General features: G+C 40.3%; 12 protein-coding genes. All 12 read left to right on the top strand.

The window, feature by feature from the left end:
• Positions 1 to 100: 100 nt before the first annotated feature.
• The 12 genes from FAZ19_RS22525 (at position 101) to FAZ19_RS22470 (ending at position 15,858) form a co-directional block, all read left to right on the top strand.
• Complete coding sequence (locus FAZ19_RS22525; RefSeq protein WP_136823032.1) at positions 101 to 814, top strand: hypothetical protein; 714 nt, start codon at positions 101 to 103, stop codon at positions 812 to 814.
• 14 nt (positions 815 to 828) lie between these two features.
• Entirely contained in the window at positions 829 to 1,692 is an 864-nt protein-coding gene (locus FAZ19_RS22520) for a hypothetical protein (RefSeq protein WP_136823031.1), read from the top strand.
• Between the two features lie 43 nt (positions 1,693 to 1,735).
• Entirely contained in the window at positions 1,736 to 2,677 is a 942-nt protein-coding gene (locus FAZ19_RS24170; protein WP_188876190.1) for a hypothetical protein, read from the top strand.
• Positions 2,678 to 2,793: 116 nt separating this feature from the next.
• Complete coding sequence (locus FAZ19_RS22510) at positions 2,794 to 3,672, top strand: hypothetical protein (protein WP_136823030.1); 879 nt, start codon at positions 2,794 to 2,796, stop codon at positions 3,670 to 3,672.
• A gap of 313 nt (positions 3,673 to 3,985) precedes the next feature.
• A complete protein-coding gene (locus tag FAZ19_RS22505) occupies positions 3,986 to 7,231 on the top strand; it encodes a hypothetical protein (RefSeq protein WP_136823029.1) in 3,246 nt (1,081 codons plus the stop codon).
• A gap of 3 nt (positions 7,232 to 7,234) precedes the next feature.
• Positions 7,235 to 10,606, top strand: coding sequence for a DUF6443 domain-containing protein (locus FAZ19_RS24295; protein WP_136823028.1), 3,372 nt, complete (start codon positions 7,235 to 7,237; stop codon positions 10,604 to 10,606).
• Positions 10,603 to 11,109, top strand: a complete 507-nt coding sequence (locus tag FAZ19_RS22495; protein WP_136823027.1) for a hypothetical protein — start codon at positions 10,603 to 10,605, stop codon at positions 11,107 to 11,109. Before FAZ19_RS24295 ends, FAZ19_RS22495 begins: the two co-directional genes overlap by 4 nt.
• Positions 11,110 to 11,237: 128 nt before the next feature.
• Entirely contained in the window at positions 11,238 to 11,462 is a 225-nt protein-coding gene (locus tag FAZ19_RS22490; protein ID WP_136823026.1) for a hypothetical protein, read from the top strand.
• A 253-nt stretch (positions 11,463 to 11,715) separates the two neighbouring features.
• On the top strand, positions 11,716 to 13,824 hold the full coding sequence (locus tag FAZ19_RS22485; protein ID WP_136823025.1) for an RHS repeat domain-containing protein: 2,109 nt from the start codon (positions 11,716 to 11,718) through the stop codon (positions 13,822 to 13,824).
• Position 13,825: 1 nt separating this feature from the next.
• Positions 13,826 to 14,212, top strand: a complete 387-nt coding sequence (locus tag FAZ19_RS22480) for a hypothetical protein (RefSeq protein ID WP_136823024.1) — start codon at positions 13,826 to 13,828, stop codon at positions 14,210 to 14,212.
• A gap of 138 nt (positions 14,213 to 14,350) precedes the next feature.
• Entirely contained in the window at positions 14,351 to 14,857 is a 507-nt protein-coding gene (locus tag FAZ19_RS22475) for a hypothetical protein (protein WP_136823023.1), read from the top strand.
• A 260-nt stretch (positions 14,858 to 15,117) separates the two neighbouring features.
• Entirely contained in the window at positions 15,118 to 15,858 is a 741-nt protein-coding gene (locus FAZ19_RS22470; protein ID WP_136823022.1) for a hypothetical protein, read from the top strand.
• Positions 15,859 to 17,002 lie beyond the last annotated feature (1,144 nt).

Here is a 17,002-nt window from a genome sequence, read left to right as displayed (position 1 = left end):
TAATTACTTCTTTCTAAACTCTTATATGAAGAGCGCCATGGATGCCGTATATAATTACGACGAATAGAATTTATCACCATCTACTTTATAACTACTACTTATGCGATTTAAATCTTTTCTAACCTCTGGAATAATATTGTTCCTCTTATTAGCTTTTTCCTCGACACCGTTTGCCCAATCCGCTCACCTAGCTGTTGAGGACAGTAGAGATGTTAGTACACTTCCTACTAGCTTTCCGAGGATGTTAAAAGCCTCGTTTAAGCGGAATATCAGCCTGGGCTTGCCTGCCGACGGTAATTATTCAACACTATTAAGTCTCAGAGGCTGGTCGGACGATTCCGGCGGTCCTGCTCACGAGCTAGCTTTTTCACAGAGTCGAGGTTTGTATTATCGTTCTGGTACTGCGACTAATGGTTGGTCGGTTTGGAGACGTGTTTTGGTAGAAAGTATTTCAGGAAATGTCGGTATCGGTATAGATGTTCCACAGGAAAAACTTTCCGTTAATGGTAATATCCGCGCCAAGGAAATCAAGGTTGAAGCAGCGAATTGGCCCGATTATGTTTTTACAAGCGATTATGAGTTACAGTCGCTAAAGGAGGTTGAAAATTACATCAAGAAATACGGTCATCTGCCACACGTTCCCAAAGCTGATGAAGTAGATGCAAATGGAATCTCCCTAGGAGAGATGAACAAGATACTACTTCAAAAAATTGAAGAATTGACATTGCACTTGATTGAAAAGGATAAGAGGGTCACAGACCTTGAGGAGAGAATGTTACGCCTAGAGAATCATGGGGAAACAGGTAATTATTAATAAATAAGTATAAAATGAAAATTGTAATCTTAAGCTTTTTAATTTGTGTTAATCTATGCGTTTTCAGGTCCCTTGGGCAGGAATATCATGTGCTGGATTACAACCTCAATGGAACAGCGGTTCATGGAGTTAAAATAAAAACCAATTTACCGTATACCAGCTCGTCCCAAATGGTTACATTGAATATTGAAGGGTATAGCTATGGTACTTCTTCTACGATAGGCCTTTTATTGAACTATTATATCTATAACGGTAATTTTATAAGTCATTCCGTATCCTCGTTTGGCGGGCATACGCCCGATGTCTATTTAACCAACGAGGCAGGTAAAGTAGTCGTTTTTGTTGCCAGTAAATCATACTTTCAACGTTTTCGTGTAAAAGCATTTGCAAGAGGCATGAGTGAACAGGCTGTTTGGTTTCAGGGATGGACTGCTGTGGATGAAGCTATGAGTGGGACAAATACGGTAAAGCTATCTTACCGGAATCGAATGGCAGGAGACCTGTTCGGCGAAAATATACTTTTAACGGGGAAACTCGGTATCGGAACGAATTCTCCATCCGAGAAGCTGTCCGTCAATGGTAATATCCGTGCTAGGGAAATCAAGGTCGAAACTGACAATTGGCCTGATTATGTTTTTACCAGGAAGTATAACTTAATGCCGCTTGCCGATGTGGAAAAGTTTATCCAGACCAAAGGGCACCTGCCAGAAATACCTCAGGCCTCTGTAATCGAAGAAGAAGGAATCTCTCTAGGAGAAATGAACAAGCTGCTTATGAAAAAAATTGAGGAATTGACTCTGTATGTCATTGAAATAGACAAGGAAAACAAGAAAATGAAAGCAACGCTTGAAAAGTCGACAATTAATGGTGTCAAGTAGTTGAGTTCGGAAAATGCACTATATTAACTAAATGGATGTGAATATGAAAAAAGAATTTGTGTTTGTTGTTTTAATGATTGCTTTTGTCTCCAGTTTTGCACAAACAGAGACGGTAATCGCTCCTTCAAATAGATCAGCCGTTTCCTTAGAGAAAAATATGCTTTTTTATGCGAATAATCGTTTTTCGGTAACCCAGTCCGGAAGTATTAGTTTGAGTACGCCTCCATTATTTGATGCTAATTTTTATCCATCATACTCTTCAACCGGGATAGATGAACAAAATCCCTATGTGCTATTAATAGAAAACCTACCTAATGAGCATGTACAGCGAGGAGGATGGATCGGTTGGACATCACGGTATTATAGCCCGGTCAAATTTAAAATTGAAGTTTATAACACCTATCTAGGAGCCAACGAATGGGTTACAATGGTCGATGTAAACAATTATACCGCTAGTCATTTCATCGCTAAGACTCCTGATGCAATGGTGGGGAAAATTCGCCTTACGGTTTATAAAACGAATGATGCGCAAAATCGATTAGGACTTTCTGAAGTTTTCTTTTTACATCCCGAGGCTGTGAAGTCCTATGACGGATTGATGGTCCAATATAATGCGCAGGGGAATGTTGGCATTGGCGCCAATGCTACTAGTGATAAACTTGCCGTCAACGGAAATATCCGCGCTAAGGAAATTAAAGTCGAAACCGCTAATTGGCCAGATTATGTCTTTTCCGAAGAATATGAATTGATGCCACTCTCTGCAATAGAACAATATATTAGAGGCAATGGTCATCTTCCAGAGATACCAAAAGCAACTCAAGTTGAGAAGGATGGTCTATCTCTGGGGGAGATGAATAAGTTGCTGTTGAAGAAAATTGAAGAGCTAACCTTGCATTTAATTGAAAAGGAAAAGCAAATCAACGAACAACAGAAGAAGATCGACGATATATTTATCCTATTAAAAAACAATAATATTGAATTATAATGATGAGAAGTAATGATTCTATTTAGGAGCAGAGACCAAATCCTTTATGAAGAGATTCTGCGCTTAATTAATTCAAAATTTAGGATAAGATAAATAACAATAAAAATAAATCTCTTATGAAAATAGTTGTAATTTTTTACGTTGTAGGTTTACTCTCTTTTTCAACAGTGAAATCTTTAGGGCAAGCAAATGTTTTCCCTGCAAGTGGCAATGTTGGTATAGGGACGACGTCTCCTTCACAGAAGTTAGATGTAATAGGCACCGTTAAAGTCGATCAAATAAAGTTTCCACATTTGTATTACAACTTTGCCTTGGCACCGAGAACTCAATTAAGTCCTATGAGTATTCGATTGTTTGACGATTATCACACTAGTCGTCCCGGAGGAGTCAGTCCAGGCAGTAACAGTTATGGTACATTGTTGGCCATATATGGCCGATCTTCACACTGGCAGACTGATGTTTATTTTGGTGCAAATGATAGGAGAATGTATTTCCGAACGAGTGCTTGGTCAGGTGGAGCGAGTGAGAATGAAGTAGGAAATTTTAACAATTGGCGTACGGTATTGGATTCCCATAGCGATGTCAAATCATCAGGAAAATTGCAGGTATCTGGTAGTGGAAACCACTTCGTGGAAAACGGAAATGTAGGAATCGGTACTACTAGCCCCACAGAAAAGCTTTCCGTTAACGGTAATATACGTGCGAAGGAAATCAAGGTTGAAACCGCGAATTGGCCAGATTACGTATTTGAAGCTGAATATGAAGCAATGTCTTTACCAGAAATCGAGATGTACATAAAGCAGAATGGCCATCTTCCTGAAATACCAAGCGCACCAGAAGTAGAAAAAGAGGGGATATCACTTGGGGAAATGAATAAAATCTTGTTGAAGAAAGTTGAAGAGTTGACTTTACATCTTATCCAAAAGGAGAAGGATATCAAGGAGCATGAAGAAAGATTTCGTAGGCTAGAACTGCGGGTTAAAAACTTAGAATGATAGAAAAAGATGTAATGGTATTTTGCTGGAAATGAATTTAATGGTTAATATTTATTATTTCAACAAGACAATTATTTTTTTAAAACAATTGTCTTGTTTTTATCAAAAAGCTTTTCTATTTTTAGAATAAATCAATTGTTAGAAAGTATTATAATATCGAAACAATTACTAACGGATAAACATTTCTGTATACTGCTTAGAGGTTTTAGAAAATAGAATAAAATAGCCTATTTAGTATTTAATTTCAGTTGCTCAGGTATAAAAATCGGTACTCACAGAATTCTTGTAATATTTTTTAGCTAAACGTAAAATTATGAATGTTTTAGTTGTAAAGTTATCTTTAATAGTGCTTATTGTACATTTGTCCGCATTTATCTCTTTTTCGCAGGAGATAGAACGATTTATCCCCCCATCTGTAGAAGCGGCGACTTTAGGTAAATATGCTAACTGGAAATTCACAAAAAATACCGGTGCCTTAGAGAAGAGTATTTCAATTTATGATGTTTCCGTCGGCGATATAAATATCCCTATTACCTTAGATTACGTGTCTGGAAATGGTGTGAAAACCGATGAAAGTGCAACTTGGGTTGGTTTGGGATGGAGACTGAGTGTTGGAGGTGCGGTAATTCGAAATGTAGTTGGCGAGGATGATTTTACACCTTCGGGCTTTAAAAATATGAAGGTTCCGACCGTGGAAGAAATATATAATCCAAATAGTGGCTTTCAAAGTTTTCCACAAGACGCGCTGCATCATGAACGTGATTCAGAACCAGATATTTTTAGTTATATTCTTCCAAACAAAAGTGGCCAATTTATTTTTGAAAATCAAGGGTTGCCGCTTCATTTGGAGAGTTCTCCACTTAAAATTATTTATAGGGATAGTTTTCACGATTTTGAGATAATTGATGATAATGGAGATCATTATATTTTTAGTGATGTAGAATTTGTTAGTAAAACAGTCAACAGCGAAGGCAGTAGTCCTGTAGGAGATACGAAACATGCGGACATAACTTGGTACCTGACAAAAATTATCTCTTGTGACAAGGTTGATACTATATACTTTAATTATAGCGACGATAGCAGCACAATCATTGATGTTAATTATAGCTTTTTCCAGACATACGGACCAGATTTTGAATCAAGCTATGAACAGCTTAGTAGTATTGATATGACTCAGCATTTAACGAGCTACGTCCCATTGTATCTTGAATCTGTGGAATATAAAAATACTAAAATACGTTTTAACTCGTTACAAGATAGGCTTGACGGCGGAGGAAAGCGATTAACATCGATAGAGGTTCTAAAAAAAACTAACCAGATTTCCGATTACACATTATTAAGAAAAATAGATTTTGAAACAAGCTATTTTTATTCTACTATTCAAAATCCGCCGTTAACAAATTCAGAGCAGAACAAATATAGGTTAAAATTAGATTCAATCCGTTTTTTTAAAGGAGATGGTGACTTTGACAACAGCTATCAATTTGAGTATAGTAGTGTGATGCTTCCCCCAAAAGGAAGTTTCGCCCAGGACGACTATGGGTTTTATAATGGAGCTATCACTAACCCGACCTTGCTTAGACAAAAGCAAATGATTACGTACGGCAGTGGGATTATCACTGTTGGCAACGCGGATAGATCTGTTAAATCTGATTTTTTAGAAGCAGGCATATTAAAGAAGATAACCTATCCCACCAAAGGATATAGTTTATTTGAATATGCGCCAAATAGATTATATAGATCATCTACTGAGCTGGTACAAAGTGGGTTTTCATGTTTTGCAAGCGGTATAAATACTACACATACTTATACATTTGTCGCTGAGAACTATAGTAATACAAGGGTACATTTTTCTTTACGGAAGATCGGTGATCTAACTGGTTTAACCGATAGACCACATGTAATTATAAAGAATTTGACCACAAATACTGTTTTATTCACTGTGAGGGCAGAGGCGAATGTAGATGTTGATTATGAGACAGCTATCTACTTTGAAGAGGGACATGTGTATGAAATGTATGCAGTAATACCTACCACAAATCCTGCTACTTTGGCATATGCTGGAGCAAATATAAATTTTTATCAAGAGCAGGTTGTTGATGTACTAAATAATGGATATGGCTTGAGGGTAGAAAAGATATTGAATTATGATTGTACAGATAATTTTCTTGATTTTAAAGCCTTTAAATATGGCGTTTCTGAAAATGGGATTGGTATAGTTATTTCTGATTTATTTCAAAGTTTTCCATTTGAGAGAGTACAGAAGTTTATGCATGGCGTAATTTTATCTACTCCGGGAAATACCCCGGGTTGTCGAACAGTATCCAAGACAGTCAGGCTTTTTTACGATAGTTCATTATACCCATTGACTTATTATCAAGGAAGCCCTCTACTTTACCAAGAAATTGCTGAATATCATTTCGCTGGAACCACATCTGCGTTGAGTAATGGTAAAATGATAAAAACGTACAAAGTCGAACAAGATGCCAGTTTGCCCGTAGTAGATGGTTATTTGTCCACAATTTTTCAACTACCGGTTAAATGGAAGAATAGTAAACTGATATCTGAATCTTATTTTAAGGAAAGTAATGGAACTTATTACTTAAATAGGCGAATCAATAGTGAATATGTAGATGTTGAAGGGATAAATGGGAGAGGATTAAAATTAGGATACAGGTATATACGCTCAGGATGTTATTTTAACCCGTTGCCACTGAGTGATTTTTACTTTTTTGACTATCCTATTTACAATGGAATAAGATTATTGAGTAAACAAGATGAGTTTATTTATGATGCTGCCGGTGTTAACCCGATTTTGACAAAAACTTCAGAGTATTATTACAATTCAAATTTTCAAACGAATCGAATAGTTCAGATGCAAAGTGATGGGAAGGAGAAGATCACTGAGATTAATTTTACTGTCGATAAATTACAACAGGACCCGAGCAATGTGATTGTCCAAGAAATGTTCGGAAAAAACATGTTGAATTCTATTTTTGAAACGCAATCATTTTTAGGAGGTGAACTAATAAATCGTACGAAGACAAATTATACAAATTATACGATGAACTTATACGCTCCGGAAAGGGTAGAGGAATTAGATATATCTAATAATAGATGGGTTACTTTAATTGACTATTCATCCTATAACAAACGAAAGCAACCACAAAGCTATATAATTAATGGAGTTAACACAGTTGTACTTTGGGGCTATTCTGATCAGTATCCCGTAGCGAAGATCGAGAATGCGACGTATGCCGAGGTTTTATTGGCCCTCGGAGGGGGAAGTGTTGCTACCAATAAAATTAACGCACTTAATTCAACGGATGTATCCGATGAGACGATCAAAAACACAATTGATTTGCTACGTAACAATACAGGCATGCAAAAAGCGCAGATAAGCAGCTATACGTACAGGCCGCTCGTGGGCATGACGAGCATGACAGATCCGCGTGGTATCACGGAGTACTATGAGTACGACGGCTTCCAGCGATTGAAGGATGTGCTTGATTTCGAGGACAACGTATTGAAAAATTACCGTTACCACTACAGACCATAAGCAATGAGAAAGACAATCATGTATACGGTATCGGCGCTGTTCCTGTCCCTTGGAGTACGTGGGCAGCAGGCCATCAGCCTTTCCAGCTATGGCGGTCAGGGTGAGATCACTGCGCTGAAGAGCATTACGCTGACCAACGGTTTCCATATCCCTTCGGGGAGCAATGTACGGCTTTACCTGCTGAGTGCACCTTTACTGACCAGTACGCCCAGCAGTAACCAGAACTATATCCTGAGCCGTACGTTCAGGCGGCCGGGTGTGACCGCGGCCAACATGGACGATCCGCGCTCGATCGCCGAGGAGAACCAGACCGTCCAGTATTTCGATGGCCTTGGCCGTCCCCTTCAGACGGTGGATCTTATGGCCAGTCCGGGGCATAAGGATATCGTCCAGCATATCGAATACGACGGATTCGGTCGTGAGAGCAGGAAATACCTGCCCTATGTTCACGCAGACGGTAACGGCGCTTACAAGACCGGAGGGAGCGGTAACGTAAACACCTTCTACACGAGGACCACCGGAGATGATATATCCGGTATCGTACGGACCCCGAAACCCTATGCCGAGACGGTGTTCGAGAACAGCCCGTTGAACCGCGTACTGGAACAGGGAGCACCGGGGCAGGCATGGCAGCCTTCGGCAGACCGAGGCGCCGTCACCACGGCATCGTCTACGGGTCATACGGTTGCCATGGATTACGGTACGAATGTAGCGGGCGATGTCCGCCTGTGGGCCGTCAATTCCAATAACCTGGGGGCCAGCGGCACACCCTATTACGCAGCAGGTAAACTGTACAGGACCGTTACAAAGGACGAGAACTGGATAACGTCCAATGGAAAGGGCGGCACAGTAGAGGAATATAGGGACTTTGAAGACCGTGTGGTACTGAAGCGGGTATGGAAGAGCAATACCGAGGCGCTTAACACCTACTATGTGTATGATGACTTCGGCGACCTGCGCTATGTGATCCCTCCCGGGTATACGACCGCTACGGTAACCGATAACAACACCGATTTCAACGAGCTGGTGTATGCCTACAGGTACGACGGCAGGCGGAGGCTCGTCGAGAAGAAGGTGCCCGGGAAATATTGGGAATATATTGTCTACAACAGGAACGACCAGCCCATCCTGACACAGGATTCGGTGCAGCGCGCGGCCAAGAAATGGAGCTATACGAAGTACGATGCCTTCGGTCGTGTAGCCTCCACGGGGATCTATAACAACGTGAACGCGGCTACGCGCAAACAGGTACAGGCATGGGCCGATTTAAAGGTGCCGCAGTGGGAAGACCGTATCGGCACGGCGAACTATACGTTGAAAAGCTTCCCGGACACCCTTGCACGTCTGCAGGAACTTACGGTCAGCTATTATGATGATTACACCTTTGCAAACGCAGCCACACTTCCCGAGCAGGGGATATCGAAGAGCCTGAAAATAAAGACCCTTCTGACGGGAATGAAAGTGAGCAAGGACGACGGAACGGCACCGCTGCTTACGGTGAACTATTATGATGACCGCGGTAGATTAATACAGTCTGTCTCGCAGAACCATTTAAATGGTACCGACCGCATAACGAATGAGTATACCTTTGTGGGCGAACTGACCAAAAGTACGCGTGTGCACATTGCAAAAGGTGTTACCACTACGATGGTCACCACGAACAGTTACGATCATGTGGGCAGATTAACGGCGAGCAAACATTATATCAATGACCCGCAGAACGAAGTAACGCTGGCCGAGCATGAATACAACGAGATCGGGCAGCTGAAGAAGAAATCGGTCGGCGGGGATAAGGACAGGAACAACTACCATACGGCCGTGGATTATGCCTATAATGAGCGGGGGTGGGCGACAGGAGCAAGCTCCCCGCAATTCACCTACCAGCTGAACTACAATGTCAACAGCACAGGGACAGTACTTGCCGGTGCACAGTATAACGGCAATATCGCCCAGCAGCTCTGGGGCCATGGAGCTGCCACGAACAGCACATTCAGCTACAGCTACGACAGGCTCAACCGGCTGACCAATGGTACGAGTACGGGAACGACGGTAATGATCGAGGCGCTGACCTATGATGATATGGGCAATATCAAGACCCTTTCGCGCAACACCGGGAATACGACAGCTACCACATCGACGACCTTTACGTACAATAACAGCAACAAGAGTAACAGGCTGGCGAGTCTTTCGGGCAATACGAACACCTATCTCTACGATGCGAACGGCAATACGACGAGGGACCGTACAGGTATGACGATCCGTTACAACCATCTTAGCCTTCCGGATTCGGTTTACAATGCTTCTGTTCGTGTCGGTTACCTTTACGATGCAATGGGCGCCAAGCTGCGCAAATATTCCAATCAGGGCGGGAACAGGGATTACGTGGGAGGTATAGAATACAATGGGAACAACATCGAACTGATCCATATGGGCGAGGGCGTTGCGTACCGCAATACATCCAACAATACCTACACCTACCGATACAACCTGACGGACCATCTGGGCAATGTGAGGTCTACGGTGTACCGTAACCCCGCAAACAATAATGCGGTAGAGGTACTGCAGAAAGATGATTACTATCCATTTGGAAAGCAGCGTGTTGTGGCAGCGGGGAATAATAAGTATCTTTACAATGGCAAGGAACTCCAGGGCGAGCTTGGTGGACAGTATGATTACGGTGCAAGGTTCTATGATGCGGATATCGGCAGATGGAATGTCGTGGATCCGCTCGGGGAGAAGTATTTTAACCACTCACCTTACAATTATGTTCTTAATAATCCGATTGATATAATTGATCCGGACGGAAAAGACATTATCATACTGTCTTATGGAGATAAGCAACCAGGACATAAATATGGCCATATAGCGATTTTAATAGGAAATCAAAAAGATGGTTGGACTTATTACTCAAAAGATGGTGATAGTGATGGGTCCTATACCAATAAGAAAGGGGAAGTTGAGGAAAATAATACATTTACAATTGCTCAGTTTAAATCTATTGATGATTTTGCAAGCAGTGAGCACAATACCTTCAAGAGTGATTATGATGATGTATATTATGGGCAAGAACCTTTTGCAAATTCGGAAAGGGATGATAAGGGGAATCTTAAACAGCGGTATGAGAAAGCTTTTTTTTTGAAAACTTCAACGACGGAAGATGCTGTAATGAAGAAGACTGCTGATAAAACGACTGCCACCGATTATGAAACATTTTTGAACAATTGTGTTGATAATGTGGAAGCTACTCTGAAAATCGGAGGATTTAAAACAGGATCTGGAAATGGCTTAGATCCTTCTGAAAAGTTTCAAGATATCAAAAAGGAAAATAAAGGAGGGACGGATATCAGTAGTTTGTTAAAACCGAAGAAAAAATGAAAAGTGGAAAAATTAAAATAAGCTTAATAATAATAGTTTCAATACTGATGCTATATTTCCTATTATCCATTATGATTACCAGAAATGGGCAATTTGTGCATTATCATTTCCCCGCGCAATTATCAATCGAAAATTCGATATATAACAAAAATTTCCTTAGGGAAATTAGACCCCAAAAAATCAACGTGGTTGATACAGTAGGCTATGCAAAAGTTAGAGATCAGTTTGAGATTTACCTGTGTGAGTCGTATTATTATAAAAGCTATGGAATATTTAACTTGTTAAGGCATCGCATAGACTATGAGAATTCTGTCTGTTTGAATGTGAATTTTTTGGGAAAAGAATGGCTTTTCATTAAGTATGACAATAAGCGATTAATAAAAGCTAGAAGTAGTGAGTCTTTTCGGAATATCTATAAATTAGGGACAGATGTAAGCGTCAAAATTTTTGATGAAGATAAAAACGAAATCTTTGAGATGGAATTTTTGAACTTAGCCAAGTAGGAGGAGTTGGGCGTTCAGCTTGGTTGCGATTCTACGATGCTGAAATCGGACGATGCAACGTAATAGATCCGCTGGCGGAAAAGTATATTCCAGTTAGTCCTTATTCATAATCGATTAATAGTCCAGTCATGTTTGTCGATCCGGACGGTCAGGGAATATTTTTACTAGAAAAGGCAAAGAGTCAAGGGGTATTGCAAGGAATTGAAAAGGGAGTGGAAAAAGGAAAGCAAGACGCAGTAGAAAACTTGATTACCGAACTTAGCCTGACCGATGATACCATTGCGAGAATTGCTGAGGTATCTCTTGAGTTTGCTAAGAAGGTGCGTAAAGATTTGGATAACAGCAAAAAATAAGTAATTCTTTATTTTACAGATATTAGTTAAACAGCAGATCGGGATATCCGATCTGCTGTTTTTTTTTGCGTTGTAATGAACGTATTTTTCAGGTCCGCTGTGGGAAGACCGTAAGGGGGCGGCCAACTATGCCAATACCACATTCCCGATCGCGGGGACAGGTATCACGATCAAACTGCTATCGGTCAGTTATTACGATGACTATAACTTTGCAGGGGCCTCAAACCTACCGGTACAGGGCATAACGCGCAGTGTGCTGACCCAGACACTTCCAACGGGAAATGTGGTTTATAAGGATGACGGTACAGCACCACTGCTTACGGTAAGCTATTACGACGACAGGGGCAGGATGATACAAGTAGCCTCGCAGAACCATCTTGGCGGTACGGATTATGTGACCAATACCTACAGTTTCATTGGGGAAGTACTGACAAGCAAGCATGATCATAAAGCTTCACCAAGTGGAGCGGTAACCAGTGTACTCACCAGCTACACCTATGACCATGTCGGACGGCTTGTGGATACCAGGAAAGCGATCAACGGTCAGTCCGAGGTTGTCCAGAGCCGCCTAGTTTATAACGAAATCGGCCAGGTAAAGCAAAAGAAGCTTCACAGCGGGGATAACGGGACAAACTTCATCACCCAGGTAGACTATAGCTACAATGAACGGGGCTGGTCGAGCGGGATAGTGTCGCCGCACTTTACGGAAGTACTGAAGTACAACGATCCCATGGCGACAGCTACTCCTCAGTATAACGGTAATATCTCCGAGCAGCACTGGGGCCATGGCACGACAGCTACACCCAATGTGTTCAGGTACGGCGACGATACTCTTTATAGACTGACCAGTGGTAGCAGCACAGGTACGGCGATGAGCGAAGTACTGAGCTATGATAATATGGGCAATATCCTTACCCTCAAGCGGGATAATGCGACGACAACCAGTTATGCCTACACGGGTAATCGGCTTACAGGTTTATCCGGAGGTATGACGGGAAGCTATACCTATGATGCGAACGGCAACGCCAAGACAGACCGTACAGGCATGGCGTTTACCTACAACCACCTTAACCTGCCGAAGACGGCAACGAAGACAGGGGCAAGTGTATCTTACCTGTATGATGCGGCAGGGTCGAAACTGCGGAGGATAGCTACTATTGGTGGCAGTACGACACAGCGGGACTATGTAGCGGGCATCGAGTACAGTAAGCTCGGGAGCGCAGCGAGCAGCCTCGAGATGGTTCATACGGAAGAGGGGTATCTGCAGCGCAATCCAACCGACAATATCTATTCCTACCGTTACAACGTGACAGATCATCTGGGGAATGTCCGGGCAACCCTGCAGCCAAATGGTGTGGCCAGCGCTACGGTCATCCAGAAGGATGACTATTATCCGTTCGGAAAGCGCAAAGGTATCCTTACATCGGGAATTAATAATTATCTTTACAATGGAAAGGAAAGGCTGGACGAGCTTGCAGGCGGCAGTCACACCTTTGGAAGTTCTTACACGCTGGAGGGGCAGTACAACTACGGTGCTAGGCTATATGATGCGGAAATAGGTAGGTGGAACGTGGTGGATCCGCTCTCTGAGCGCGATGGGTCTTTTTCGCCATATGCATATGCGTTCAATAGTCCTATTATGTTTATTGATCCGGATGGAAGATGGCCTGAATGGGGCAATCTATGGAACAATATCTCCAGCTGGTTCGGAGGGAAGGAGACCTATTTCGGAGCTAATATTGAAGAGGTTGTGGTCACCGCAAGTAGTTTCACAGACCGAAGTTGGGCTTATTTACAGAACGTAAATTGGCATCAGCAATGGGAGTATTTTCAGGACGGTACGCCAATATGGGGACAATCGCGGAGATTTGGACAGGCTGCAAATAATGGAGATATTGTTGGAGCTTCCGCTGCTATGTTGAACAGCTTTGCCGAAGCTGCATCCTTAGGGATGGGAACGCTATGGGCTAAGCCCGCTCAGTTTGCTTTGACAAGCAGGAGCATACCTATTGTTACTAATACGGTAAACGGCAATTCTGGAAAAGTAATATTTGACAAAATAGCTACGGCTGCTGCTCATAGACTTGGTTTCTTTCCAGAAGAGGTAGTAATTCAAAATGGTATTGCTGAAATTCCTATAACATATATGACTTCAGTCAAATTTAGTGATATAACATTGATTTTTAATGCATTGAAAACTAATGGAGCTACATCTGTGACAATTAATACGGGCCCGATTGTTAATCATGGAATTACACCGAGATTATTGAATGCTGTGAAGAAGGGGGTAGAATTTATGGGGTTTAAGGTGACCCAAACGGGGAATCCAAACAATATGTTTATGTTAAGTAAAGAACTATAATATGAAAAGTGTTAATATTAAGGCTAGAATTAAACGTAATTTGTTGGACAAGCTATCTGGCAAATACTACAGGGATGAAGGCAGTGATATAATTCAGTATTTAAATAAGAATAATGTAAAAGCGTTAGTTGGAATCCAACAAGATGATGGTATTTATACTATTATAGGCACCGAAAAAATCTATTATTTGACACCTTCTATGACTAAAGGTGAAATTGTTATTGGTGATTTTTTAACAATTCTAAATCAAGTTGCTTTGACATTTGGCAAATCCGAAAAATATGAGTTCATTAAAGTTAATGAACATGATTATGTTTGGGTAATGAACTTAGAGACAATGAATGCTTTATGGAATACAATGCTTTTGCTGTATAATGCGGGAGATTAAGAACAATTGAAAGGACGCTAAACGTTTTTTTATGAATACCGTGGGCAAAGCGACGAGGGGACAAATACAGACTATTATTAATAACTTGTACAACGGTAATTTGAACTATAATAATATACCAGGAAGGAGAAAAGCACGATGAAAAAGATATGTTTTCTTTGGATAATAATTGTTTTTTTTGGTTGTGAGGGTAGTGGCGATCACATTGACTTTCAAGTTAGCACTAAAGACAGCGCGAATTTTTCTGTTCAATTCCCAGAACTTCAATTTGGAGAGAAAATAGAGATTAAGATTAATGATGAAATCATTGTAAGTAAAATTGGGGATAGAGCGTTCAGTACTTCTGGATTCTGGAACTATTATAAATACCCAGGAGAAATCGTAAAGATTGAATTTCTTGATTATTATCATAATCAACTAAAAATCCGAAAAATATTTGCTGATACGTTGGTTGAGTCTAGACAGCGTACTCTAATTGTTTCGAGACCTTTTCCAAAAGGAATGACGAAAGAAAATTGGAAACCTTATGGATTTGTCTCCATCGATACAGGAGATAGATATATAAAATTAGTTGCTGACTCAGTTGAATTTAGTGGAATGTGGACAGATAGAATTATAGATGTTACGAAAAGTATGTCCGATTAGCAATACGCAGATTGTCAAGGTAATGGGGGTGAATTTTATCTTTTTTGTACACATTAGTGTAAGATTACGTACTATTAGGGTAGGAGACCCTATATCCACTCAAGAACATAAGTGTCCTTTGGAAAAGGGGTTTTACACTTGAAGAAGATAGAGGAGCTTACGCTGCACCTGATAGAAAAAGACAAAAAGATAAAGGAGTTCGAAAAGCGTTTACAACGTTTGGAAAAATATTCAGCGATATTGAATAAAAGCGATTAAAAATGAATAAAGAAATAACAGTTAAAATGAAGGAGATAACAATTCTTTTCGCTTGCCTTGGTTCTTTTTACTTGGCACATGCGCAAACCAATACCTTTCCAGTTTCAGGAAATGTGGGAATTGGAACAATAACACCGGAGAGTAGATTGCAGGTAATGGGAGGCGTATCAATTAATGGTTACAATGCTGTGGGGGGTATTAATAATTATAGAAATTTACTGCAATTTGTTAATCCGAGCCATGCAGCAATATTATATAATCCAGGACAGGAAACTCAGTTGATGTTTGGTTTCCACAGTAACGGAACGATGCATTGGGGAGGGCTTTCAAGTTATTCCATGACCCTAACTAAAGCGGGGGATCTTCGAGTTACTAAAACATTAGCTGTTGGATCTGGGTTAAAGCCAGGTAGTAAAATGTCGGTAAACGGAAAGTTTTCTGCTTTTGAAGTGGAAGTGACAACCAGTAATTGGCCAGATTATGTCTTTCATCCGGATTACAAACTTATGTCACTGGACAGTGTGGAGCGTTTTATTGGCGAACATGGGCATTTACCGGAAATACCGACAGCAAAAGATGCCGAATCGAATGGCGTACAACTTGGGGAAATGATCACCAAATTACTCAAGAAGAACGAAGAATTGACCCTTTATATGATCGAAGCGAATAAAGCCCTACGTTCCCAAACTAAAAAAATTGAGGAGCTGGAGCGCCAAATTGGTGTAAAGTCCAACGAGTTTTAAGCGAATCTGCGAACGATTACATAGAAAAAATAACTATGATTATTTTGATTTTAATGCTTTGTTTTTTGCTGTTAAACTTTTCTATTCACACTTTTTTTGTAAAGAAGGAAAACGAAATGCAGTGGCTAGTTATTGGTTGTATTTCAGTTCTAGTGGTTGCGGGAATACTAACTTTTCAGTATCTATTTGATCAGTATTTTTTGTCTACTAAATTAGTTGCTATTTTATTTTTATTCAGTTTTGGAATTTTTATATTTCGTGGTATAGTACGTGTGCTTGTATTTATGATAATAAGACGGGGAGAGCACCCCTCTAATAGGTTTCTTATAAAAGGAGTAACTTTTTTTGGAGATTATATCATATATATACTTATTTCTATATTTCAGATGTCTGTTTTGATTAAGAACCTATCAATTATTTCGTAAGACCTTTTTAGTTGATTATAGATACTACTACTGGGCAAGGTTCAACAACGAGGAGATAGGGGCAGAATATTATAGGCCAGCTGGTGGAGCAAATAAAAAAGATATTCTTTCTATGTCTGCTAACAACAAAATCTTAGGCTCTTGATCGATGCGGATGGGATGAATACTTGTAATGCTATTTCACATGAAAAAGGGCATTTACAACTAAGTGTAAAGACTCATCATTACCGTTTGAAATCCAAGTACTAAGTTTTTAGAAAAGGAAGCAATAAAATACAAAAGATCAGATAAGTATGATAGCGCTGGAATCCCAGCCAAAAAGTAGAGACTTTTTACTAGGCGTTGCACACAAGCATAGAGCCGTACAGAATCCTGTACGGCTCTATGCTTGTATACTGTTTTTCCTAACCTTAAGAAAATAAAATTTCAAAATATATTGTGTTTTCTTGTTTTTCTCATAAACCTTTTATAATTTTATTGGAAATCAATTGTTGAGAAGCATATAATATAAGAGACCAGTAATTAACAGAAATATTTTAACAGCATAATAATATTGACGGAACATACATTTAAATAATAATTTTCACTTTTACAGGAAAGTAACACACTGGGATATGATGTCCTGTTGGTTGTTGTACCAAACTGTATTTATTAATAACACAATCACGATCTATTTTTTAGGCTGACCATATCGAAGCGAATATCAATAGAAAAAAAAT

The sequence above is a fragment of the Sphingobacterium alkalisoli genome (assembly GCF_005049105.1).
Lineage (GTDB): Bacteria > Bacteroidota > Bacteroidia > Sphingobacteriales > Sphingobacteriaceae > Sphingobacterium > Sphingobacterium alkalisoli.
Note: the sequence above shows the minus strand (reverse complement) of the source record. Positions and strands in the feature narration are given on the sequence as shown.